Origin of the sequence: Bradyrhizobium sp. 132 (genome assembly GCF_023074185.1) — a bacterium.
Taxonomy (GTDB): domain Bacteria; phylum Pseudomonadota; class Alphaproteobacteria; order Rhizobiales; family Xanthobacteraceae; genus Bradyrhizobium.
In genome coordinates, this window is record NZ_JADPKY010000093.1 from 1 (window position 1) to 23,449 (window position 23,449).

The following is a 23,449-nucleotide window of genomic DNA, read 5'->3' on the forward strand; positions in this document are numbered from 1 at the left end:
GTCATGGCCCAGCGTCTCCTTCGCCAGCAGCGCCAAGCCTTCCGCTCCCTTCCTGAAGTCGACAGGTTGCGTCGCCACGTAGATCATCAGGCTCGCGGGTGTCGTCAGCATGAACGTATCCGCCGGAGCGCAATGAACACATCGCTCAATACAGCAAGGCCAGGCGCCCCGCGCACCTCCACGCGCGCGCCCTGGAACTCAACCGTCACAACGGCGGCTTCCGGCGACCCGGAGGGGTCTGCGGCCGCAGGCAACGCCGATTCCGACGTCACCGGCACGAACGACAGCGTGTCCGCCGACGCCGGCAATACCAACTGGCCCAAACGCGCCCGGCGCCGCCAGTCATGCACCTGCTGGGGCCGGCAGCCATGGCGACGGGCGACGTCTGTGACAACCGACCCCGGCTCGAGGCTTTCCGCAGCAATCTGCGCTTTCAAATCATCCGGCCAGCGCTTGCGACCTGCGCCTGCGAACACTTCAACACGCGGTGACAACGGTCGTCTTATGTCGTCAGAATGGTCGTCCATTGTGAGCACCCTTCCAGAAGATGACTCTTCTAACGGTGCTCTCAAGACTCCGCACAAACAATCCAAAGGGCCTCGGCGCTACGCTTACGCTATGTGCGCCGAGGGGGGGTGCTGTGTGCTCGCGCGTCCGGCTAGCCCGAGTTAACTTTGAGCGCCGCGGAGAGCGGGCTGCAAGTTAAACTGCAGTCCAGTGGCGTCACGTGAACAGATGGCACGCGACGAGGCCACTTCCCTGAGGGAGTAGTTTCGGAGTCTGCTCCTTGCAAATCGGCATCGCATGCGGACAGCGCGGATGGAAGCGGCAGCCCCCTGGCGGATGCTGTGCGCTCGGCACCTCGCCCTGGATCGTTTGGTGGCTACGCCCGGCTTCAATAACGGGATTTGGGACCGGGATCGCTGCCATCAGCGCTTGGGTGTAGGGATGCTTCGGGTGTGCATAGAGCTCGTCGCACGTAGAGATCTCAACGATCGTACCGAGATACATCACGGCGAGTCGATGACTGACATGCCGTACCACCGCGAGATCGTGAGCGACGAAGATTGTGGAGATCCCAAGCTCTTCCTGCAGTTCCTGAAATAGGTTGACCACTTGAGCCTGGATCGACACGTCCAGTGCCGACACGGGCTCGTCGCAGAGCAACAGCCGTGGCTCGACCGCGAGCGCGCGGGCGATGCTGACGCGCTGCCGCTGGCCACCGGAGAACTGGTGCGGGTAGCGATCGATCATGTCCTGCCGTAGCCCGACCGTCTTGAGCAGGTCCATTACCCGCGCCCGGCGCTCGGCCTTGTTGCCGTGCAACTTATGAATTTCCAACGGCTCGCCGATTATGTCGCCGATCGTCATGCGCGGATCGAGCGATCCGAACGGATCCTGATACACCATCTGGACGCGGCGCCGGACAGGCCGCATTTGGCGCGGATCGTGCTCAGTAATGTCTACGCCTTCGAACACGATCTTTCCAGACGTGATCGGTAGCATGCGCAGGATGGCAAGACCGGTGGTTGACTTTCCGCACCCACTCTCGCCCACGAGCCCAAGGGTTTCGCCTTCGTGCAGTTGAAACGAGACGCCGTCAACCGCCTTCACGGTGCCGACCTCCCGCTGGAGAAACCCACCATAAACCGGAAAATGAACCTTCAGTTCCTGGACGTCGAGAATAACATCGGATTTCACCGCGGCGCGCCGCTGCTTATGTCTCAACAACACGTCAGACATGGGGTGCTACCCAACACGCATGCAGATGCTTGTCGTCGAACTTCATCAGCTCCGGCGTGTCGTGTCGGCAACGGTCCACTACCTCGCTGCAGCGCGGATTGAAAGAACAGCCGACCGGCAGTTGCGAGAGGTTGGGCGGCTGCCCCTTGATGGGCACCAGTCGCCGTCCGGCCGGCTCATCAAGCCGCGGGATCGAGGCCATCAGGCCCCGCGTGTAGGGATGCATAGGTCTTGCGTAGAGATCGAGCGCGCTTGCCGTCTCGATAATTTTGCCGCCATACATCACGCAGACACGGTCCGCGTACCGTGCCACGACGCCAAGATCGTGGGTAATCAGAATCAGCGCCGTCCCGGTCTCACGCGTGAGCTCCTTTAACAGCTCGAGGACCTGCGCTTGCACGGTCACGTCAAGCGCGGTGGTCGGCTCGTCGGCGATAATCAGCCTCGGCTGGCATGCGAGCGCCATCGCGATCATGATGCGTTGCCGCATGCCGCCCGAGAACTGGTAGGGATGAGCCGAAAGGCGGCTGCGGGCATCGGGCATCCGCACGCGATTGAGCAGTTCCTCTGCCTTATCGTAGGCCTTTTGCCAAGGTAGCTTCTTGTGCAGGTTAATCGGCTCGGCAATCTGAAGTCCGATGGTCAAGGAAGGGTTGAGTGACGTCATCGGCTCCTGGAAGATCATTGAGATCTGGTTGCCGCGGATCGTGCGCATCTCCTCTTCCTTCAGCTTGGCCAAGTCGGTGCCGTCGAACACGATCTCCCCCGCCATGATTCGCCCGGGTGGATCGGGGAGGAGCTGCATGATTGACAGGGCTGTCACGCTCTTACCGGAGCCGCTCTCACCGACAATGGCTAGGGTCTCGCCCACATCGACGTTGAAGGAGATGTTATTGACGGCGGTGATCGCACCGAGACCGTCGCCGAATCTCGTGGTCAGGTTGCGGACTTGCAGAAGTGGCTTACTCACTGAAAGACTACTCCGAACTTTATGGCTCGTGGCGAAACGGCGGAATGTCAAGAAGTCTGGCGGCGCAGTCGCGCCGCCGCTTCTCCATCAATGTGGCCGCGGCCTTCGCTCAGTATCCCATCTTTCTCTTGAGGTCTTGATCAATCCACATACGAGCATAGATCGGGCCAGGACGCTCAGCGCCCGCGCGCAGCTCGCCCGCATAGCCCTTCAGCCACGGCCACCATGCTGTGTAAACGTAGGGCGTCGGCAGCCAGAGGTACGGCGCCTTGTCGACTATCTCGGTTGTTATCGTCCGGAGCGCGGCCTGACGCCTGCTTTCGTCGCGTTCCTGGTAGACGGCTTCCATGCGCTCATCGAGCTTTGGATCACTCCATTGCGATGGATTCCAGGTCTGCCCGGTCATGAAGCTCTTGCGGATCGTCGTAGTCGGGCTGGTGTGGCCATTATCCATGAAATAGCCAATCGCGAGTGACCGCGTCGTCATCGCCGACAGGAATGCGCCATACTCCATCGGCTGGATCTCCATCTTTACACCGACCTGTTCTAGATAGGCAGCCACCAGCGAAATGAGGTCCGCATGGTCCGTGCTGCACGAGCAGACCTGGGCTTTAAAGGTGAAGCCGTTTGGATAGCCGGCTTCGACGAGCAACTTCTTGGCCTTGGCTGGATCGTACTTGAACAGCTCTTGCACGCTAGCCGGCTGCTCATTCAGCGGTTGAAAGTAGCCCGTGTAGTCGGGGTGTTGGGGATAGGCGAACAGCTCCGCATTGCCATTATAGTACGTCTTGATGATTTCTTCCTTGTTCACCGCCATGTTCATGGCGCGTCGAACGCGGATGTCGTCAAACGGCTTCTGATCAACGCGCATCGACAGGAACGTGCCGGCAGTGGCGAGCCTGCGGTTCCACTTCAGGTCAGGTGCGCTCTTTTTCAACTGCTCGGCATCTTGCCAACGGATGTACTCCATGATGTCCAGCTTGCCAGTACGCAGTGCGGTCACGCGCGTAGTTTCGTCCTTGATAATCCGGTACACAACCTTGTCGACATAGGGTAACTTGAATTCCTTGTCGTTGATCTTTTCTTTGTCCCAATAGTCGGGATTTTTCTCGTAAGTCTGGGAGCTGCCCTGCACGTAATCCGCCAACTTGAAGGGGCCGGTGCCGTTCACGTTCTTCCAGTTCGCAGCGCCAGCATCGACGACCTCCTTTGGTATGACGCCGGAGTAATAGCCATAACCGAACCGGTAATCCCATTCGGCATTGAACTTCGACATCTCGAACACGACTGTATACCTGTCCTCCGCGCGCACGTCCTTGACAAAGTCGAAGTACTTAGCGACCGCCTTTGGACTCGCCGCAATGCGCTTGAAGTTGAACACCACGTCATCTGCGACAAGCTCACGCTTCGCCATTACGCCCTGCTTCTCGGGAAACATCACACCGTTGCGTAGCGTGATCTTCAGGCGCAGCGGGTTGTCCAGCCACTCCCATTTCTCCGCGAGCTCGCCCCGAATGAGGTGCGAGGGGATGTAAGCGTCGGATGTGAATCCGTTAGAGCCACCGCGCGATTTGGCCTGGGAGAGGTCGCCAGCAAGCAGTTGCTCGTAAACCGCACCGGTGTCATGGTTGTGTTTCCATGGCCAATCGTAGTTGTCGAATGACAGTGCCGAGATGTTAGCATAGACGGTAGAGATCTCCAGGGCGCCGCCGTATTTCGGCGTTTCCATCGTGGCCTGGCCCCATGCCGAACCGGCAGTGAGCATAAGGCTCAGAAAGGTTGAACCAAAAAATCGGCGTAGTGTCTTTGCTTGCATCGTCTTCTCCCTTGATCAAAAATTCGCCTATCAACGGTGGCCGCGCATGCGGGGATCGAGGAGGTCTCGCATGGCGTCACCGAACATGTTGATGCTGAACACTACCAGTGTCAGGCAGATGCCCGGCGCGAGCGCCATCCACGGTGCGAGGTACATGTAATTGCGCGAAGAGCCAGTGAGCATGCCGCCCCATGAGGGGGCCGGCGGCGGAACGCCTAATCCCAGGAACGACAGCGAGGCCTCCGCCAGAATGACCGCTCCGACGCGAGTCGTGAACAGGACGATCACCGGGGGCAGAACGTTCGGCAGAACGTGCCGCCACAAGATGCGGTTAATGCCAGCACCGATCGATTGCGCGGCATGGATGTAGCTTTGCTCACGCACGGAGAGCACCGCGCTCCGGATGATGCGAGACCCCCCTATTCCGAGGAAGCCGCCGAGAATGATGATGACCGGGAACATACCCGGCCCGATCACCGCGACTATCACGATCAGGACGACAAGCTCCGGGAAGCTCATCCATGCGTCGACGAACCGTTGCACGAGCATGTCGAAACGGCCACCGAGATAGCCGGAGATGATGCCGAGGACGATAGAAATGGCCGTCGCGAGGCTGGCCGCCGAGAGACCGATGATGACCGATAGGCGGGCACCGTAAACCACTCGAGAGAAGATATCGCGGCCGAGATTGTCGGTCCCGAACCAGAACTGCCAGCTCGGCGGCTTCATCCGGTTGATCGGCATGATCTGGTTGTAGCCGTACGGCGCCAGAACGTCGGCAAAGATGCCAGCGAACAGGAAGAGAAGGCAGATTACCGCACCCGCGGCACCCAGCGGCTTCTCGCGAAACAGCCGGACGAAGAACTCGGAGACAGCGTTCGGACGCTTGATCGACGCCGGAAGGATTATAAGTGAGGTCTCGGTGATATCGGGCATCAGCGGCTCCTCACTTTCGGATCAAGAAAGCCATAGCTCAGATCGACCAGCAAATTGATGAACACGATCGCCACCCCGAAGACGAAGAAAACGCCTGTGATGGTCGGATAATCGCGCGAATTCACCGCCTCCAGGAGCAACAGGCCCATGCCGGGAATGACGAAGATCTGCTCGAGAATGACCGCACCGCCGATCAGCGCACCTGCCTGCAAGCCGACCAGCGTGATGACGGGAATCAGCGCGTTGCGTAGGGCGTGCCGCATAACGATCGTGGTGGTCGAAAGTCCTTTCGCTTTTGCGGTTCGGACGTAGTCCTGTCGCATCACCTCCAGCATCAGTGTGCGGGTCAGCCGCATGGTGATGGCCGAAAACGCCGTGCCCAGGATCAGAGCCGGAATGAGCAGCTGCAGGAAATTGCTCCAAAGGTGCTCCGAGGCCGGGACGAACTTTACAGGCGGCGACCATCCCCACCAGATCGCCGGGAAAACCATCACGAGCGTACCGACCCAGAACCCAGGAACGGCGAGCGCGAGAATCGAGAAGGAGCGAAGGATGTAGTCGCCGACTGTATCCTGCTTTACCGCGGCATAGACGCCGATTGGTATGCCGACGATGAGCGACGCGATCAGGGCAAGCATCCCTAGCTCAAAGGTAATCGGCAGGCGGTAGAGGATTTCCTCCATAACTGGTGTATTGGTCCACAACGACTTGCCGAGGCTGCCCTCGAACAGGAGCGCACTGATCCACTTGAAGTATTGGATGTAGATCGGTGTATCCAGCCCAAGCGCAGCTTCCAGCTGCTCTCGGCTTTGCTTTGCTGCGCTCAGGTCATTCTGTGACAGCATCAGGTCGATGACGTTGCCGGGCATCAGGCGAATCGCGATGAAGACAATAAGCGAGGCGAAGATCAGCGTGGGGATCAGCGCGAGAACACGTCGTATGATGTAACCCTGCATAACCCCGCTCAAACTTCTGCGCTGAAACCGGAACAATTCCCGATGATCAGCCGTTCCGATACAAATCGGCGATTTTCTTCCGCTTCAGTACCGCGTCGAGGTGGACACAGCGCTTTGCGCGCACGACCGCGCGTCTAGGAATACGCTTGCACGACGTGGGCGGGTTACCCAGCCACGCCATTCGCCTCCCTTTTTTTCTCTTTTTGACGGCGCGATCGCGCTGTCGGCATAAGGCTTGTGCCTTCGTCTCAATATTATCGGTCCGACCACGCTGAATTTCATCAATGTTCCGCCACGCACGGCCGAAATGCTGCTCGAAATGCGGATACGCGAAGGATTGCGCTGCGCGCGTCCGTGCAGTGATAGGTCCACAGGAAGGCACTTGATTGAAAGAGCAATCGCGGAGAGCATCAAGCCGCGAGAGCGGCTATCGAGCGACGTCGACGATAGCGCTCGATCGGAATAACGATTGGACCCTTACAGCAACGCAATTAGGTTTGAACAAGCAGGTCGGCAAACTGCTTTAACCCCAGCCAACAATGCAATGCGCATCGTGCTGTTCGACAAATTCGCGGAAGCCAGCGGAATCGTCTTCGTCCCGGACTATTCTTTGCTCTGGATACCGAACGATCAAGTGATCGGCACCGTTCCAGACCAAGGATGATTTCCAGGAAGGCCCAAACTCTAACACTGGCAATACCAACTTCGGAGAGCCGCCTCGGTTTCGATTTGTTGGTGTGTGAAAAGCCTCTGCTAGAGCATGTTGTTTTTTACCGGAATCGGGATTCCCAGGGGAGCCGATTTCTGATTCAAGCTTCATGCTGGAGAACGGAGGCCAGCATGGATGACGCGACCCTATTCGGAAGACCTTCGTGAGCGGGCTCTGGCGCGGGCTGACGCAGGGGAGACGGTTCGCTCGATTGCAGAGGCGCTTGAGATCAGCCCGTCCTGTGTAACGAAGTGGAAGAATCTGAGGCGGGAGACTGGAGGCGTTTCGCCTGGCAGGATTGGTGGTCACAAGAAGCCAGTTCTATCCGGTGCCAATGCCGACTGGCTGCGCAAGCGCGTTCTCTCTGGGCCATTCACCTTGCGGAAGCTGACACAGGAGTTGGCGGCACGCGGGATCAAGACAGGTGTGCGGGCCGTGTGGACGTTTGTGCATGCCGAAGGGCTGAGTTTCAAAAAAAACGATTCTGCCGGCCGAACAAGATCGCCCCGATATCGCTCGTAAACGGACGCGCTGGAAGGCCCATCAAGGCAAGATTGACGCTTCACGCCTGATCTTTATCGACGAGACCTGGATCAAGACCAACATGGCGCCACTGCGCGGCTGGGGTCCGAGTGGACAGCGGCTCCAGGCATCCGCGCCTTTCGGTCATTGGAAGACCATGACTTTCATTGCAGCGCTGCGGCACGACCAGATCAGCGCACCTTGGGTCATCGACGGCCCCATCAATGGGGAACTCTTCACCCTCTATGTCGAGAAGGTTCTGGTGCCAACGCTGGCAAAAGGCGAGGTCGTCATCCTCGACAATCTCGGCAGTCACAAAGGCAAGTCCGCCCGCAATGCCATCCGCGCCGCCGGAGCGCATCTGCTCTTCCTGCCGCCCTACAGTCCCGACCTCAATCCGATCGAACAGGTCTTCGCCAAGCTCAAACATCTGATGCGAGCTGCAGAGCCGCGTGACGTCGAGGCAACCTGGCGCAAGGTCGGTGAACTGCTCGACCTCTTCTCCGCGCAGGAGTGCGCCAACTATCTCAAAAACTCAGGCTATGTTTCCGTATAAAAACAGCACGCTCTAAGCGAAGCATAGCGGCGGATTCTGGGGAAGGAGTTGATGTAGTGATTCGGCATTGCACGCCAGAACCGCTGCAAGCAAGCCTAGGAATAGATGTCAATGCGCTTTGGGAACATGCGCCGGACCGGCGATCCTAAACCTTTGCCCCGGCGGGAGAGTGCTGGCGCGGACTCGCTACCCTCCTCAACCCAGAAGGCGAGGTCGACCGGCATAGGTTGTCAGGCGGAAAGCATGCGCGAGCCATCCCTGTCGGTGAAGGCATGGGATTGTGCCGAGCCGGCGGAAGACGAAGATGCTCAAATGTTACTTTAGGTCTGTCCGGAAAAATACTGAAGCTGCGTGCGCCGCCACGTCTTGCGCGTTGTAGGGTGCTTTGGGACGAAAGCCATCGGCCATCAACATTTTCACCTCTGCGATCTCTTCCCCCGATACGGCGAGGATCTTGCCAGAATGATCTGCCGCCAAGTCGGAGGCCATAAAGAGTACCCCAGGAGCGACGTTTTCGGGACGCAGGACGGAAAGGCGTTCGTCATCTCGAACCCCCGGAACGTCCGCCCACATTCGAGTGACCGCGTTTGGCGCCACGCCCATAACGCGGATGCCGTACTTGCGGCCCTCGATAGAGAGAACTCTTATCAAGCCATAGATGCCGGCCTTGGCAGCTCCATAATTTGCCTGACCGAAATTTCCGAACAATCCCGACGTTGAGGACGTCATAATTATCACGCCTGGTCGACGGTTTTCTTTGAGCCAATTCCAAACGGGTAGAGTGCAGCAGTAGGTCCCCCTCAGATGAACCTTGAGGACGAGATCCCAATCTTCCTCAGAGGTTTTAGCAAATGTCCGGTCGCGTAAAATGCCGGCATTGCAGATCAGGATGTCGACTTGACCGAAGGCGTCGATCGCGGTCTTGAGAATATTCCTTCCCCCGGCCACGGTGGATACGTCGTCGCCATTGGCGACGGCGCGACCGCCTGCCGCTAGTATCTCGGCGACCACTCTTTCAGCAGCGGCGCTCGCACCGAAGCCATTGACGGTGCTGCCGAGGTCATTGACGACGATCGCTGCCCCCTCTTTGGCGAACAGCTTGGCATAAGCCTCGCCAAGTCCCCCGCCCGCGCCGGTGATAATCGCCACCCGACCATCCAACAATCCCATCCTATCCTCCTCAAGTGCGGCGTGAACACGTGTTATCGAAGCAGGGCTAGTCCATGCTTCATGTGGGTCCCGCTGCGACGCCAAAACCCGGCTGATGTTTCATGAGTTGCTCATTGTACTTGCCCGCCGCGGAAGCGTCGGCGGCCACCGGAAGGATGATGAGACATTCGCGAAATTACCGGCCACGACTTCTTCGCGTAAAACCCAAGCACCTCACCAACAAGATGGGTTGATCGACCCTCACGCGTCATTCAGCCCAGGGGCGGCGCCGACGGCCGCGGGACAAATACCTCGTTCTACAGAAGAAAATCGCCAAGATCTGACGATTAGGCAAATAGATAAGGCAAATTATGAGGATTTAGTGCAGAAGTTCTTCGCAAACAAAAGAACCGCACGAAACTCCCGTGGACTACTGAACTTTCGATCGAAAACTATATCAAAGATCGCCTCAGCCTTTTTTCCAGATTGGTCCGTTTGCATTCCCAATTCGGACCGGTTTGCGTTGCTGTGAGAGCGATGTGCCGCATCACCAATGCAAGCATTCATCGATGTTCATTTACATTAGCTCCTTGTCGGTGACACCTTGAGACAACGCCGGAGCATCAACATACGACATGAGCGGTCGAGTACTGCGGGTGCTGCGCAAGGGCTTTTTGATTGCTGGCGCAGAGGTTCGATGGTGCTCAGCCTGAGAAGGGCGCTGACCCGTCGTCGACGTTGTGTCCTCCAAGGATCAGGGTGCCGGTGCCGCGGCATTCATGCCGTACAGTAGGGGTGGCTGATTGGCCGGCCGCGCCGCAGCCCGACCGTGCGGAATTGTTGAAGGCTGAACATCGGAAGGCAATCATTGCATTGTGCACCTATGCGCGATTCCAGGCCAATACGCTCGGCGCAAGAAGTGGCCTTAGATCGAAGCTGCCGACCTTTCAACCTGCCGCCCTGGGCGCACCGATGCATCGAAGTTGATGCATTGATGGACGCCGCTCGGGGCTCGGTTATCTGCCAGCCTGAACGTCGTCGACGCGTACGCAAGTGCCGGTCACGAAGTCCGATGATGGTGAGACCAAGAACAGCAAGGTGCTGTCGAGCTGAGCTGGATTGCCAATGCGCGGCCGCGGAAATGCCTTTGTGATATCGCCTACACGTTGCAGCATGCCGTCCATCATCTCGGACGAAAACGCTCCCGGCGCGATTGCGTTGACATTGATGTTGAACTTCGCCCATTCGACCGCGAGGGCCTCGGTCATGCGTACCACTGCAGCCTTGCTGATCGAATAGAGAGCGGCGCCATTGCCTCCATAGGAATAGGCCGCAGATGACGCGAGATTGACTATGCGACCGGGAAGCTTTGCCGCGATCAAGCGCCGTGCGATCTCGCATGACAGCACGTACGGCGCTCGCACATTCGTATCCAGTACGCGGTCGATCAGATCGATCGACATCTTGGTCGCGCGCTGGGCGTCCGGGACGCCCGCATTGTTCACCAGGATCGTTACGGGACCGAGCTGCCGCTCTGCGTCTGCGACAACCTTGGTCAGCTGATCCGCATCCGTAACGTCGAGCTGGAGCGGCACGGCCTTGCCACCGGCCGCGTTGATTTCCGCTGCGACGCTCTCGAGGCGATCGAGCCGTCGTGCAGTCAAGGCCACCCGTGCCCCGCATCGTGCGAGCGTCTTGGCGAATCGCACCCCAAGGCCCGCCGATGCTCCGGTGACTAATGCATTCTGGCCCTTCAAGTCGATGGAGAAATTGGGAAGTGCATAATCCATGGTGTTCTCACATTTTCGTTTCTGAGATGCGGGTCAATCCGGAACGCTATAAAGCCGGGAAAAACGATTGCGCCCAGCCGGCCCGGCGATGAACAAAGAGCGCTCCTCTGCTCACTCCTAGCGACAATAGCATGGAGGACTGCAGCCACTCTTTCACCGGGCTTGGTTACGGTTGGGCTCTCGTTTATGTTCATCGGGCGATACGCTCGTTACGAAGCTGCGTCCGGCGCACTTTGCCCGCTTCGTCGCGCAACGGCTCGGCGACGAACTCAATCGTGCGCGGAAGCTTATAGGTCACCAGTCGGTCGGCCAGATGGGCTCGCAGCGCATCCTCAGTCAGGCCCGGGCGAGCCTGGACGATGGCGTGGATGGACGAGCCCATGTCCTCGTGCGGCAGGCCAACTACGGCGCTTGAGATAACCTGCGGGTGCTCGTCGATTGCCGCTTCCACCTCGGCCGGATAGACGTTAGACCCGCCGACCAGGATCATATCGGTGCGCCGGTCAGCAAGATATAAGTAGCCATCCGCGTCGAAATAGCCGATGTCGCCAAGGCTTTCCCAACTGCCGGGCAGTGTGCGGGCTGTAGCGCCCCGATAGAAGTAGGAAGGAGGTGAGCTCTCCGGACGGCGCATATAGATCTCTCCCACCTCGCCGGGAGGCAGCACGTTGCGGTCGGCGTCGAAAGCCTTCATTTCGCCCTCGCATACCCGCCCGACGGAGCCGCGATGATCGAGCCATTCGCTTCCGGTGATGGTGGTGCAGGCTTGGCTCTCAGAGCCGGCATAAAGCTCCATGATCACCTCAGGTCCGAGCCAGTTAATGAAAGCCTCCTTGAGCCACGGCGGGCAAGGCGCAGCGAAATGCCAGAGCGTCTTCAGTGAAGAGATGTCGTAGCGGGTACGCACCTCGTCCGGAAGTCGCCAGATGCGGCTCATCATGGTGGGTACCAAGTAGACCCAGGTCGCCCTGTGCCGCTCGATTTCAGTCAAAACTCCCTCGGCATCGAAACGGGGCATCACCACAACATGAGCGTCATTGGTCAGCGCGTCCAAGGCGCACCCGAAAGGACCATTATGATAGAGCGGTCCAGGAATCAGCGCCGTGTCGCCAGGGCCAAAGCGCCAGAAGCCCGGACCATCAATCGGATCAGCCCGCGTTACACCGCTCAATCCGGAAAGGATTAGCTTGGGCCGGCCTGTCGAGCCGCCCGAGGTCACCGCTTTCCTAACCGGCGCTACGCGTGGCTCAACCGGCCGGTCATCCGTGCATAGTGCGAGCAGTTCCTCGACCGTGACGCGGGGCCGGCCAGCTTCCATCCCAGGCAAAGCAATCACGATCGGCGGGTCAGCGAGCTCAACGATGGCCCGCAGCTCAGCATTCGGCAAACGAAAGGACACCGGTTGGGGCGTCGCACCGAGTTTCCAGACGCCCCAGCAGGCTTCAAAGAAATTAACGCCGTTGGGTAGGCCAATGGTGACGAGGTCGCCTTGTTTTACGCCCAAACCTTCCAAGGCGCGAGCGATGCGGTTGGCCCTCGCTTCTAGCTGGCCGCAAGTGAGAGTGATCTCGCCACAACTGACCGCCGGAGCACTCGGCGTCGCTGCGGCGCGGCGGGCTAGCTTCTCGCCCAAAGGGATGATCTCTTCAGCCATTTTTCTTCCCGCTACAGACATTGCTTCGTTAGATCCGTGCGCATGCATGATCTCAATTTGCGACCAAGATGGATGGTGCAGAAGAATTACTTGCTCCCGCAGAAGAAGATCGCCAATTTGTGCCTCGCAGGCACTTAGATCAGGCAATGCTAACTGCCTTGACGCAGAAATTCCTCGCGAAGATCAGCCGCTCGCCCTCCGCGGAGTGCTCATCGGTCCTGAACGCCCTTAGAAGCGTTGCCACTCGATCTCGTGATGACTCGTGGGCGGATTCAGAGCGAGTCAGTCGGCGGCGAGAGCTCACTCCGATCCTTGTTCTCAAGTACCGGCAGAGAACCGCGCAGGAGCGGGCTCGCTCAATCAGATCCGAATCATTATCCCGAGTTAGCGGTTGCAAACGACGTGGATCATGATGCCTTGATTAGGGTCTGTACCTAATTGGCGCCACGTGATTCTCTTGTCCGCATATTTGATTCGGGGACGAGAGATGCGTGGCGGCCTGTTTTGGTTGAATGATAAGCAGTGGGCGCGGATAGAACCGCACCTGCCGACGGGACTGACGGGACCGGATTGGGACGACGATCGGCGCATCATCAGCGGCATCATTCACATGCTGCAATCGGGTGCGCGGTGGCGCGATTGTCCATCTGAATACGGGCCTTACACGACGGTCTACAATCGCTTCAATCGTTGGGCAAAGCGCGGACGATGGTGCGCGATCTTTGAGGCGCTGGCCAAGCCCGGCAAAGATGCCGTCGCGCTGTCGCTCGACTCGACCTCGATTAAAGCTCACCGGTGTGCCTCCGGAGGAAAAGGGGGGAGCACAATCAAGCAATCGGCCGCTCGCGAGGCGGCCGCACCACAAAAATCCATGCGCTGAGCGATCCGCTCTGCCGGCCTGTCGTCCTGCATCTGACACCAGGCCAGAGCGCCGATATCGCGGCGGCGCCAGATGTTCTGGCGCTCGCGCCGCCCATGAGCGCGCTCCTCGGCGATAAAGGCTATGACGGCGACGACTTTCGTAACGAAATCATACGTCGCGGCGCCAAGCCCGTCATCCCCAACAAATCTAACCGCGTCGTCGTCCATCCCTTCAACAAGCGTGCCTATAAAGGCCGAAACGTCATCGAGCGCTGCTTTTGCAGGCTCAAGGACTTCCGCCGCATCGCGACCAGATACGACAAGCTCGCCCGCAATTTTTTGGCCGCTGTTCATCTCGCCGCTCTAGTCGCATACTGGCTCAATTGAGTCTGGACCCTAGCACTACTTTGGCAGATTTCGACGATTGATTGGCGAAACTGGATTCCCGAATCAGATTTTCAATGATTCATGGGTGGTCGGCTTTTGGAGGGCCGACCATGGTGGACACGAGGTCGAAGTGGGAAGACGAGCTTGGACGCTGGCTCAAGCCGTTCCTGGATCGTTTAGGTCACTAGGCGCGGCGGCGGATGTGTCCGCTTTATATCTCGGGATTGATTGGACCGGGCGATCGCAAGAGCGTCCAACCAATGGCGGCGCGGCTGGCACCGGGCGAGTATGATCAGTTGCACCATTTCATCGCTGACGGCCTTTGGGATGCGGCGCCATTGGAGGCGGAATTGCTCGTTCAGGCTGATCGCCTGGTCGGCGGCAAAGATGCGGTGCTGGTCATCGACGACACGGCGATGCCGAAGAAGGGCGATCGTTCGGTTGGTGTCGCTCCACAATATGCCTCTTCTCTCGGCAAGACGGCTAATTGCCAAACATTGGTTTCGCTGACGCTTGCGCGGGGTGAAGTGCCGGTCATGGTGGCGTTACGTCTCTTCGTTCCCGAGAGTTGGACGAGCAATGCGGTGCGTATGAAGCGTGCGGGCGTTCCAGTCGAGCACCGCGCAGCGCGGACCAAGCCGGAGATCGCCTTGGCGGAGATCGATCGCGTGATGGCAGCCGGTATGCGCTTTGGCTGTGTGCTGGCGGATGCCGGGTACGGCCTCAGCGCGCCGTTCCGTCAGGGGCTCACGACACGCGGCCTGGCCTGGGCCGTCGGTATCCCTCGTCACCAGAAGGTTTATCCGGTGGAGGTTAAATTGATCTGGCCGGTCGCCGGTCGAGGTCGTCCCCGCAAGCGGCACATTCCCGATGTATTGTCGACAGCGGCCGAAGACGTGCTGGCCAATGCCAAGTGGCAAAATGTGAGTTGGCGAAGTGGGACCAAGGGCCGGCTGGAAGCTCGCTTCGCCGCGGTTCGCGTGCGGACCGCTGATGGACCACCGCAGCGGATCAAGGACATGGGCCAGCAGCATCTTCCAGGGGACGAAGCCTGGCTCATCGGTGAACACAGGACGTCGGGAGAGAAGAAATATTATCTCGCCAATCTGCCGGCCAACACCGATCTGCGCACATTGGCTGCCACGATCAAAGCGCGATGGATTTGCGAACAGGCCCACCAACAGCTGAAAGAGGAACTCGGGCTCGATCACTTCGAGGGACGATCCTGGCAAGGTCTCCATCGTCATGCGCTCATGACCATGATCGCTTACGCATTCCTCCAGCATCGCCGCCTCGCACAAGCGGGGCGGAAAAAAAAGAATCAACGGACCACCGCCTCAGCCGAGCCTGCCAGCCGTACGCGAAGCCATCGTCGATCTCATCGTTCAACCACGACCTCAGCGGTGCCCATACTGCAGAAGACAAATCGGCGGAAAGCAGCCGCGTGAATAAATCTGCCAAAGTAGTGCTAGTCAACGTTCGAGCCGATGCGAGGCACGAGAGTCAATTTCTGAGATTGGAAAATAAGACTACCTCTTGAACATCCGCGTGTGATCGACGCAACTCGAGGATCCCTTGTATGTCGACCAGAAACTCGCTGGCGCATTCAAACAAGCCTGGGACATCAGCCATTCTCCGCTTGGAAGAATTGTCGCAATCCACCCTAACGAGGACCTAACCAGCACACCCGTTAAGCAGTTACTTGGCCCGGTTTTCACCGGGCCTGCGCTTGTACGATCTCTTGGCTTTATAGTCTTTAGGCCGTCTCGCATGGCGAGTCCGAACTAAGCGTAGGCATAGCGACGGTGCGACTACTGAGCAGTCAACTCGACGAGTTCCTCCTCCGTGCGCTGGCAGCGAATGTCAGCGCCCTTCGATAGGTGTCGCAGGGGGGTCGGCTCCACGTCGCAGCGACCGGGAATGCGCACCGGGCATCGCTCGAAGAAGCTGCAGGCCTCTCCCCGCCCGGAACGCGCAGCGCCGACGGCGGCTTCCTTGAGACATTTGTCGCTGATGCCGTCAAGCCAGCCCTGCCGCAGCTCGGGCACGGACGAAATTAGGAGATCGGAATAGGGATGGAGCGGGCGCTGGTGCAGCGCTCCGCGACTACCATGCTCCATCATCTGCCCGGCGTAGAGGATCATCACCTCGTCGCACACGGCTTTGACCGTGGACAGGTCATGGCTGATGAACAGGTAGGCGACGCCGAGTTCGCGCTGCAGCTCAGCAAGAAGATCGAGGATCGCGGCGCCCACCACCGTATCAAGCGCGGACGTCACCTCGTCGCACAGAATCAGCGAGGGCTCGGCGGCGAGCGCCCTTGCGAGATTGACGCGCTGCTTCTGACCGCCCGAGATCTCGCTCGGGTAGCGCTCGGCCATGGTCGCTGGCAGGCGCACCATATCGAGGAGTTCAGCGACCCGCCGCCGTCGCTTGTCGCCAAAAAAGCCATGATAGAACTCGAGTGGACGGCCGAGGATACGGCCGATCGGGCGCGCCGGGTTGAGCGCGGTATCCGCCATCTGGAAGACGATCTGGATGCGCCGCAGCTGTTCGCGCGTGCGCTCGGCCGCGCTACGCGGCAGCGGCATGCCATGCAGTTTCACCTCGCCCCGCGCGGCCGGCAAAAGGCCGGCAATGACACGGGCGAGCGTACTCTTGCCGCAGCCGGATTCGCCGATGACGCCGAGCGTGCTGCCAGGTTTGATCGCGAGGCTGAAGTCCCGCAGCACCGGCACAGCGGGGATGCCGTCCCTGTCGGCTGTGCCATAGCCGGCGATGACGCTCCTCACCTCGAGGACCGGCGGAGCCGTCTGCTGCGTGGTGGCGGGTGCCGCGGCCCGCACCTGCGGTTCGGCAGCGGCGAGGAGGCTCTTTGTGTAATCGTTCTTGGGAGACGATAGGATGAGCCCGGTCGCGTCGACCTCGCGGATACTGCCCTCGCGCAGCACGATAATGCGATCGGCCATCTGTGCAACCACTGCGAGGTCGTGGGAGACGTAGACCGCGGTCGTGCCGCGCTCCTTAATCGCCTTCTTGAAGACGCGCAGCACCTCGATCTGCGTCGTCACGTCGAGCGCCGTGGTCGGCTCGTCGAATATGACGAGCTTCGGCTCGGTGACGAGCGCCATGGCGGCGAGCAGGCGCTGTAGCTGCCCGCCGGAGACCTGGTGTGGATATCGCTCGCCGACCTTCTCCGGATTGGGCAGGACGAGCTCGCGGAACAACGCGACCGCCTTCGCCTCGGCAGCGGCCAGCGGCATCACGCGGTGGATCTGCGAGCTCTCGATCACCTGCTTGAGGAGCGGGCGCGCCGGATTGAAGGAGGCCGCCGCGCTCTGTGGCACATAGGCGATGTCGCGGCCGCGCAAGGACGCCAGCTCGCGCTGGCTCATGGCAAGCACTTCGCGCCCGTCGAAGGTGATGTTCCCGCCAACTATGCGCGAGCCCGCGCGGGTATAGCCCATCAGCGAGAGTGCGATGGTGGTCTTGCCCGAGCCGGATTCGCCGATGAGGGCGACGACCTCGCCCGGCTCGACCGTGAAGCTGACATCCTTGACAATAGCGAGATTGCGCCCGCAGTCGTCGCGCGCCGTTACGTGCAGGTTCTCGACCTTTACCAGCGGGGCCATCTCAGTGCTCACCGCTCGAAGACCAGCGGCCCGGCAGATTGTCGATCAGCAGATTGACGCCGATCGTCAAGCTCGCAATGGCAGCCGCCGGCATGACCACCGCGAGTGCGCCATCGGCCAGTCCGGTGATGTTCTCGCGTGCGAGCGAGCCCCAGTCGGCATCCGGCGGTTGCACGCCGAGACCGAGGAAGGAAAGACTGGACAGAATGAGCACCGCGAACACGAACCTCAGGCCAAAATCGGTCAGTACCGGACCGGCGATGTTCGGCAGGATCTCCTGGCGGATGAGGTAGCCAGTCCCCTCTCCGCGGGCGCGCGCCACCTCGACGAAATCGAGCGTGTTCACGTTGATGGCGAGCGCACGCCAGATGCGGAAGGCGCCGGGCGTATAGATCATGGCGGCTGTCCCGACTAGTACCGGGATCGAGGAGCCGAGTGCCGCGATGATCACGAGAGCTGCCATCTTGCTCGGGATCGAAATGAGCGCATCAAAGAAACGGCTGAGCGCCATATCGACCGCCCCGCGCGAAACTGCGGCCAGCATGCCGAGCGTGCCGCCTATCAGGACGGCGAGAACGGTCGCCGCCGCGGCGACACCGACCGTGTAGCGCGCGCCAACTAGGATGCGGCTCATGACGTCCCGCCCAAGAAAGTCGCTGCCGAGCGGAACGGCCCAGCGCATGTGGCCGAACACGTCGTCGTCGACCAGCGCGCCGACATCATGAGGCGCGACGTAGGGTCCGATGATAGTCATTACCACCCAGAAGGCGACGATGCTACCGCCAATGATGCCGGCGAATGGCAGGCGGGGGCGGCGTCGCCGCTGGGCTGGCGATTCGACGGCAATGATTGTTTGATCAGCGCTCATCGATAACGAAGCCTCGGGTTGGATAGGATGCCGGCGATATCGGCGAGCATCACCAGGAAGAGATAGGCCGAGCAAAACATCATCACGCAGGCCTGGACGAGCGGCATGTCCCGAGTCGAGACGGCATCAACGAGGAGGCGCGCGAGACCCGGATAATTAAAGATTATCTCGACGATGATGGTGCCGCCGAGAAGATACGAAAGGCTAAGCGCAACAGCGTTAGCGATGGGACCAATCGTGTTCGGCAGAGCGTGCGTCAGCACGATCCGCATCGGCCGCGCACCCTTGAGCACCGCCATCTCGATATAGGGCGAGCGCAGGGTGTCGACGACGGCCGCCCGCGTCAGGCGCATCATCTGTGCAATCATCACGCAGCTCAACGTGAACACCGGTAGCGCAAACAGGCGGAAGAACTGGGCGAAGGAGACGATCCTGTCGGCGTAGGACAGCGCCGGAAACCAGCGCAGGTGCACGGCGAAGATGATTACGCACAGCGTCGCAACTAGGAATTCCGGCACCGCTACGACCGACATTGTGAGCAAGTTTGCGACACGGTCCAAGAGGCTGCCGCGCCAGATTGCCGAGGCGATGCCGAGGGTGAGCGCGATCGGCACGGACACAGCCGCCGTCACTCCGGCGAGCATCAGCGAGTTCGGCAGACGGCTCGCGATCAGCCCGGCCACCGGCAGGTTGTTGACCAGCGATCGGCCGGGGTCGCCCGAGAGCAGCCCGACAAGCCACAGGAAGTAGCGCATATAGGCGGGCTGATCGAGGTGTAGGGCGTGGCGCAGGCCCGCCACAGCTTCGGGTGTCGCATTTTGCCCGAGCACCGCCGCCGCGACGTCGCCTGGGAGGATCTCCGTACCGACGAACACCGCAACGGAGACGAAACCGAGCGTCAGGAACGCGATCGCGATCCTGCTTGCCAGGAGGCCAACCAACGCTGTCTTCATATCCGCCGTCCCGGTGCCGCGCTCCGACGCCCTCGGCGGCCCCTCAGAAGATGCCGTAACGACGGTCATTGGTCGAGCCAAATATTTTCGGCGAAATTGTATCCCATCATGCCGCCGGTCGGAATTGGCCGCAGACCCTTCAGGTTGGTGACATGGGCGTCGAGATAGCTCGCAAACACCGGAATGCAAACGCCGGAGCCTTCGTGCACGAGACGCTGCATCTCGCTATACCTCTCGCGACGTCTCTCGTTGTCGGTCTCCGCACGAGCCTCGAGCAAAAGCGCGTCGAAGCGGTCGTTGCGCCAAGCGCTTTCGTTAAAGGGCCCCTGCGAATAGAAGAACTGGGTAAATGTAAGATCCACGCTCGCTTTCGGTGGGATGCTACTGAAGAAGATCGGGTGCTTCGCCCAGTGGTTCGACCAATACCCGTCGGCCGGCACGCGTTGCAATTGTAAGTTAAGTCCAATCTGCTGGCCAACCTGCTGCAAGACCTGCCCCATCTCCTCTGAGTTTGGCGCCGCGGGTGACACGACTATCGGGAAGGCTTGGTTGGCAAGGCCAGAGCGCTGCAGATGGAAGCGCGCCTTGTCGAGGTCGAAGGCGCGCTGCGGCAGCCTAGCATCGTAGAAGCGGTTGGTCGGGTCGATCGGCTGGTCGTTGGCGATCACCGCGTATCCCCGGTAGACCGTCCGGCGGATCTGCTCGCGGTTGAACATGTGCTTCAAGGCCAGCACGAAGTCAGGATTTGATCCGGGTACCCCGTCGAGGCGGAGGACGAGATCATGGTATGCGCCGCCCTTGGTCTCGAAGAGTGCAAGGTTCGAGGTTGAGATGATGCGCGGCACCAAGCGCGGGCTAATTGTGCCGATGAACTGCATGTCTCCCGCGAGCAGCGCGTTGACACGCGCCTGGTCGTCCGTAAGGCCGAAAAGCTCAATCTCATTGAGATAGGGCTTGCCGGGCTTGAAGTACTCGGTGTTGCGCACCGCGAGCGAGCGCACGCCTGGCTGAAATTCCTGGCACTTGTACGGGCCGGTGCCATTCGCCGTGCGGAAATCAGTGACGCCGTCTTTGACGATCACGCATTGCCAGTTGCCGAAGATGGTCGGCAAGTCGGCGTTCGGACCGCTCAGGCGGATGCGCAACTCGTTCGGCCCGGTTGCTGCGATCTCCTCCATAGGCGCGACGAGGGTGCGCATGGCGGAGCCGACCGCTGGATCCTTGTGGCGCCGCAAAGAATAAACCACGTCGGCGGACGTCAGTGGGGACCCATCGTGGAAGCGAACATCGCGACGCAGCTTGATATTCCACACGGTGGCTCGGTCGCTAGGTGCGATCTCCTCGGCCAGGTCGAGTTGGGGGGTCAGACTCTCATCGAGCGTGGTGAGCCCGTTGTAGAACATGAAGGCGCGCGAAAAGTCGGTTTGGGTCAACGCCTTCGCCGGGTCCAGCGTCTCTGTGGCCGAACTCCCATTGGTCCCGACCTTGATCCTGCCTCCACGGCGCGGGGCTTCCGCGTGCGCCGACTCGGCGAACATCGCGAACGTGCCAGCGGCGGCGAGCGACATACCGGCCGCAACGAGGAGGTTCATCACGTCTCGCCGCGACGCTCCACGCCGAAACGCTTCGCGAGCGCGCAGCACATCGGCCGCGACCATTTCGTGTTTCTTCAGTTCTTGTGTATCCGACATCGATCACTCCTCCTGGCGGTTGCAAGGCAGGCTCGTTCAGCCCGCCGCGTTCTGGGTTGCGGCCTATCTTAGACTCCGCGACCTAGGGTCGACAGAAGGCTCGTCATTTCCACAATATTATCAGCCTCGAGAGCTGGATTTCATCATAGGGGCCCGATGGGGCGCCGAAATTATGCGCCAAGCCGGCAGAACCGTGAGGTTCGACGCTCGCCCCGCGCGGAGGACAAACGAGGAGCGCGGCGTCCCGATCGCGCTGCTGAAGGTGCTAACATGTTCTCACTCTGCAAGTAGGTAATCAGCTCCATTTCGAGGCCGGACGCACTCTACTCGCCAACTATCCACAAGAGCGTCGTCCAGATCTGCCGTCGTTCCAGGGCCCAGTTTTCCGCGCCGACTTCATGACCGGCGAAGAGCGCATTTTTTCTGGTAAGGCAGACTGGCCGGATGGCGTTCTCGACCGGGTTCGTGTCAAGCTCGAGGCGCCCGTCTTCGAGGAAGCGGGTCAGCCCTTGCCAGTGATTAAGCGCGTAGCGGATGTCCTCGGCGAGCGTCGAACCACCGGAGATCATCGGCAGCTGTTTCTCGAACCATGGCTTGAACGCGGCGATGATGGGCTGCGCCGCTGAACGGGTCGAGGCGAAGCATCTCCTGCACCTTTGCCGCAAGTCCATTGTGGCCACAGCGGAAGTCGATCGGCCGCGTCGCGATGTAAATCTTCAGATCGGCGCCGGCCGCGATCATCGTGACGCTCGCACTGCGCGGATGACCCGGGACAGCTGCTCGCCATCTATGGCTGTGTCCGTCCGCAGCACGACATCGCCGATCGCGATCTCAAGCTTGATCGCCGGAACGAGACCCGCCTCCAACTCGCTTTCCAGGACCAGCGGCGCGAATGTCGACTGCGACGCCTCGCACGACGCCAACATGCCTCGCTGTCCAAAGCGTCGTCGCCAATCGTAAATCTGCCAGCGCGTCGCTCCGTGCTTGCGCGCTACCTCGGACACCTGGACGCCGGGTAGCAGACTCTCCGCGACGATCCGAGCTCTCTCAGCTTCCGAACGCACGCGGCGCCCCGATGGTCCTTCAAGAACCTCCAGCCGGCTCACCGACCCCCTCGTTGAGCCGTCCAAATGGACGTCCTTTTTGCTGTCCAATCCCATCCCACACCTCCGTCCAAGCCGGAGGCTTCTTTCGCACGTTCATTCGAATTCTGAAGCAAGGGTATTGACCTGCCCCTGAAGTTTCACCCAGTAGCGGTTAGAGTCTCGGCGGATGTTACGCCGTTTGGCGCGGTGTGAGCAACGTGCGATCGGCGGAGCTGGTCGGGGTTGCGCAGCCGATCGCACGTTGCGGTGAGGTAGGCGGCATAGGCCGCAGGAGTCAGATAGCCGAGCGAGGAATGCGGGCGTTGGCCGTTGTAGTCGCCGACCCAATCCGCAATCTTGGCGCGGGCGTGATCGAGGCCGAAGAACAAGGTTTCGTTGAGAAGCTCGTCCCGCATCCGGCCGTTGAAGCTTTCACAGAAGCCGTTCTGCATCGGCTTGCCCGGCGCAATGAAGTGCCAGTCGATCTTGTTCTCCTCCGACCAGGTCAGCATGGCGTTGCAGGTGAACTCGGTGCCGTTGTCCGAGACGATCATGCCAGGCTTGCCGCGACGGGCGATCAGCGCCGTCAGTTCGCGCGCCACCCGCCGTCCCGGGAGCGAGGTGTCGGGGATTGCCGCCAGGCATTCCCGGGTCACGTCATCGACGATGTTCAGGATCCGGAAGCGGCGACCACTGGCGAACTGGTCATGGACAAAATCCAGCGACCAACGGGCATTCGGCCGAGCCTCGACCAGGATTGGCGCCCGAACACCCACGGCGCGGCGGCGGGCCCGGCGCTTGCGCACGCTGAGGCCTTCCTCTCGATTCAGACGGTAGATCCGATTCCGCCCGGACGGTTCGCCCTGCTGGCGAAGCAGCACGAACAGCCGGCGGTAGCCGAACCGCCGACGGGCATTAGCAAGCTCGCGCAAGTGGCCGCGTAGTTCGGTGTCCGGCGGTCGGCAGGATCGGTACCGAACCATCTTACGGTCAGCGCCGACGATGCCGCAGGCCCGCCGCTCCGACAGACCCATGACGGCCTGCAGGTGCGCGACGGCTTCGCGCTTGGCGACGGGCCCTACCATTAATGGGATGACCCGCCCCGTCCTCTCAGTCAGACTGAGTTGGCTTTTGAAAGGAGGAAGCAATGAGGACACGGAACAAGCCCAGG

Annotated in this window: 18 protein-coding genes and 2 pseudogenes; 4 read left to right on the forward strand and 16 right to left on the reverse strand. The window is 60.3% G+C overall.

Going from position 1 to position 23,449, the window contains the following annotated elements:
* Positions 1-104: 104 nt before the first annotated feature.
* The 6 genes from IVA74_RS15855 to IVA74_RS15880 all read right to left on the reverse strand — a co-directional run bounded on the left by IVA74_RS15855 (position 105) and on the right by IVA74_RS15880 (position 6,457).
* Positions 105-527, reverse strand: a complete 423-nt coding sequence (locus tag IVA74_RS15855) for a transposase (protein WP_247345417.1) — start codon at positions 525-527, stop codon at positions 105-107.
* Positions 528-723: 196 nt separating this feature from the next.
* Positions 724-1,743, reverse strand: a complete 1,020-nt coding sequence (locus IVA74_RS15860) for an oligopeptide/dipeptide ABC transporter ATP-binding protein (RefSeq protein ID WP_247345420.1) — start codon at positions 1,741-1,743, stop codon at positions 724-726.
* Positions 1,736-2,713 (reverse strand): ABC transporter ATP-binding protein, encoded by a 978-nt coding sequence (locus IVA74_RS15865; protein WP_247345423.1) that lies wholly within the window; start codon positions 2,711-2,713, stop codon positions 1,736-1,738. The genes IVA74_RS15860 and IVA74_RS15865 overlap by 8 nt, the downstream gene beginning before the upstream one ends.
* 109 nt (positions 2,714-2,822) lie before the next feature.
* Positions 2,823-4,529 (reverse strand): ABC transporter substrate-binding protein, encoded by a 1,707-nt coding sequence (locus IVA74_RS15870; protein ID WP_247345427.1) that lies wholly within the window; start codon positions 4,527-4,529, stop codon positions 2,823-2,825.
* 30 nt (positions 4,530-4,559) lie between these two features.
* On the reverse strand, positions 4,560-5,465 hold the full coding sequence (locus IVA74_RS15875; RefSeq protein ID WP_247345430.1) for an ABC transporter permease: 906 nt from the start codon (positions 5,463-5,465) through the stop codon (positions 4,560-4,562).
* Positions 5,465-6,457, reverse strand: coding sequence for an ABC transporter permease (locus IVA74_RS15880; RefSeq protein WP_247345433.1), 993 nt, complete (start codon positions 6,455-6,457; stop codon positions 5,465-5,467). The genes IVA74_RS15875 and IVA74_RS15880 overlap by 1 nt, the downstream gene beginning before the upstream one ends.
* Positions 6,458-6,890: 433 nt before the next feature.
* Between IVA74_RS15880 and IVA74_RS15885 the strand changes: the two genes are divergently transcribed.
* Together IVA74_RS15885 and IVA74_RS15890 are read left to right on the forward strand one after the other, a co-directional pair.
* Positions 6,891-7,085 carry a hypothetical protein gene (locus IVA74_RS15885; protein WP_247345435.1) on the forward strand — a complete coding sequence of 65 codons (195 nt, stop codon included), beginning with the start codon at positions 6,891-6,893 and terminating at the stop codon, positions 7,083-7,085.
* A 180-nt stretch (positions 7,086-7,265) separates the two neighbouring features.
* Positions 7,266-8,208 (forward strand): IS630 family transposase gene (locus tag IVA74_RS15890; RefSeq protein ID WP_247345439.1). Its coding sequence is split into 2 segments (ribosomal slippage): positions 7,266-7,601 and positions 7,603-8,208, totalling 942 coding nucleotides; the frame shifts between segments, so codons are not numbered across the junction.
* A 315-nt stretch (positions 8,209-8,523) separates the two neighbouring features.
* On the opposite strand, the gene IVA74_RS15895 is transcribed toward IVA74_RS15890, so the two are convergent.
* The 3 genes from IVA74_RS15895 to IVA74_RS15905 all read right to left on the reverse strand — a co-directional run bounded on the left by IVA74_RS15895 (position 8,524) and on the right by IVA74_RS15905 (position 12,801).
* Positions 8,524-9,378, reverse strand: coding sequence for an SDR family NAD(P)-dependent oxidoreductase (locus IVA74_RS15895; protein WP_247345442.1), 855 nt, complete (start codon positions 9,376-9,378; stop codon positions 8,524-8,526).
* A 995-nt stretch (positions 9,379-10,373) separates the two neighbouring features.
* On the reverse strand, positions 10,374-11,147 hold the full coding sequence (locus IVA74_RS15900) for an SDR family NAD(P)-dependent oxidoreductase (protein WP_247345445.1): 774 nt from the start codon (positions 11,145-11,147) through the stop codon (positions 10,374-10,376).
* Between the two features lie 190 nt (positions 11,148-11,337).
* The gene (locus IVA74_RS15905; protein ID WP_247345448.1) at positions 11,338-12,801 is read right to left on the reverse strand and encodes an AMP-binding protein; all 1,464 of its coding nucleotides are present in this window, start codon (positions 12,799-12,801) and stop codon (positions 11,338-11,340) included.
* A 487-nt stretch (positions 12,802-13,288) separates the two neighbouring features.
* On the opposite strand from IVA74_RS15905, the gene IVA74_RS15910 reads away from it, so the two are divergent.
* Positions 13,289-14,049, forward strand: a protein-coding gene (locus IVA74_RS15910; protein WP_247345451.1) for an IS5 family transposase whose coding sequence is annotated in 2 segments (ribosomal slippage) — positions 13,289-13,615 and positions 13,618-14,049 — 759 coding nt in all. Because the reading frame shifts where the segments join, the coding sequence is not laid out codon by codon here.
* Between the two features lie 110 nt (positions 14,050-14,159).
* Positions 14,160-15,497, forward strand: a pseudogene (locus tag IVA74_RS15915) (IS701 family transposase).
* A 363-nt stretch (positions 15,498-15,860) separates the two neighbouring features.
* On the opposite strand, the gene IVA74_RS15920 reads toward IVA74_RS15915, so the two are convergent.
* From IVA74_RS15920 to IVA74_RS15950, 7 genes and pseudogenes are all read right to left on the reverse strand, one after another.
* Positions 15,861-17,681 (reverse strand): ABC transporter ATP-binding protein, encoded by a 1,821-nt coding sequence (locus IVA74_RS15920; RefSeq protein ID WP_247345456.1) that lies wholly within the window; start codon positions 17,679-17,681, stop codon positions 15,861-15,863.
* A 1-nt stretch (position 17,682) separates the two neighbouring features.
* On the reverse strand, positions 17,683-18,549 hold the full coding sequence (locus tag IVA74_RS15925; protein ID WP_247345459.1) for an ABC transporter permease: 867 nt from the start codon (positions 18,547-18,549) through the stop codon (positions 17,683-17,685).
* Positions 18,546-19,502 carry an ABC transporter permease gene (locus tag IVA74_RS15930; protein ID WP_247345462.1) on the reverse strand — a complete coding sequence of 319 codons (957 nt, stop codon included), beginning with the start codon at positions 19,500-19,502 and terminating at the stop codon, positions 18,546-18,548. The genes IVA74_RS15925 and IVA74_RS15930 overlap by 4 nt, the downstream gene beginning before the upstream one ends.
* Positions 19,503-19,567: 65 nt before the next feature.
* The gene (locus IVA74_RS15935; RefSeq protein WP_247345466.1) at positions 19,568-21,193 is read right to left on the reverse strand and encodes an ABC transporter substrate-binding protein; all 1,626 of its coding nucleotides are present in this window, start codon (positions 21,191-21,193) and stop codon (positions 19,568-19,570) included.
* A gap of 374 nt (positions 21,194-21,567) precedes the next feature.
* Positions 21,568-21,822: pseudogene (locus IVA74_RS15940) on the reverse strand (transposase); the annotation flags it as partial.
* A 108-nt stretch (positions 21,823-21,930) separates the two neighbouring features.
* Complete coding sequence (locus IVA74_RS15945) at positions 21,931-22,353, reverse strand: transposase (RefSeq protein ID WP_247345469.1); 423 nt, start codon at positions 22,351-22,353, stop codon at positions 21,931-21,933.
* 83 nt (positions 22,354-22,436) lie between these two features.
* Positions 22,437-23,449, reverse strand: a 1,013-nt coding sequence (locus tag IVA74_RS15950; RefSeq protein WP_247345472.1) for an IS3 family transposase, incomplete at its 5' end; no start/stop codon positions are given.

Excerpts from the sequence above, each read along its gene's own strand:
- IVA74_RS15905 (WP_247345448.1), bottom strand. The coding sequence starts at position 12,801 with ATGGCTGAAGAGATCATCCCTTTGGGCGAGAAGCTAGCCCGCCGCGCC.
- IVA74_RS15920 (WP_247345456.1), bottom strand. The coding sequence starts at position 17,681 with ATGGCCCCGCTGGTAAAGGTCGAGAACCTGCACGTAACGGCGCGCGAC.
- IVA74_RS15935 (WP_247345466.1), bottom strand. The coding sequence starts at position 21,193 with ATGTCGGATACACAAGAACTGAAGAAACACGAAATGGTCGCGGCCGAT.
- IVA74_RS15870 (WP_247345427.1), bottom strand. The coding sequence starts at position 4,529 with ATGCAAGCAAAGACACTACGCCGATTTTTTGGTTCAACCTTTCTGAGC.
- IVA74_RS15900 (WP_247345445.1), bottom strand. The coding sequence starts at position 11,147 with ATGGATTATGCACTTCCCAATTTCTCCATCGACTTGAAGGGCCAGAAT.
- IVA74_RS15930 (WP_247345462.1), bottom strand. The coding sequence starts at position 19,502 with ATGAAGACAGCGTTGGTTGGCCTCCTGGCAAGCAGGATCGCGATCGCG.
- IVA74_RS15895 (WP_247345442.1), bottom strand. The coding sequence starts at position 9,378 with ATGGGATTGTTGGATGGTCGGGTGGCGATTATCACCGGCGCGGGCGGG.
- IVA74_RS15925 (WP_247345459.1), bottom strand. The coding sequence starts at position 18,549 with ATGAGCGCTGATCAAACAATCATTGCCGTCGAATCGCCAGCCCAGCGG.
- IVA74_RS15875 (WP_247345430.1), bottom strand. The coding sequence starts at position 5,465 with ATGCCCGATATCACCGAGACCTCACTTATAATCCTTCCGGCGTCGATC.
- IVA74_RS15860 (WP_247345420.1), bottom strand. The coding sequence starts at position 1,743 with ATGTCTGACGTGTTGTTGAGACATAAGCAGCGGCGCGCCGCGGTGAAA.
- IVA74_RS15945 (WP_247345469.1), bottom strand. The coding sequence starts at position 22,353 with ATGGGATTGGACAGCAAAAAGGACGTCCATTTGGACGGCTCAACGAGG.
- IVA74_RS15855 (WP_247345417.1), bottom strand. The coding sequence starts at position 527 with ATGGACGACCATTCTGACGACATAAGACGACCGTTGTCACCGCGTGTT.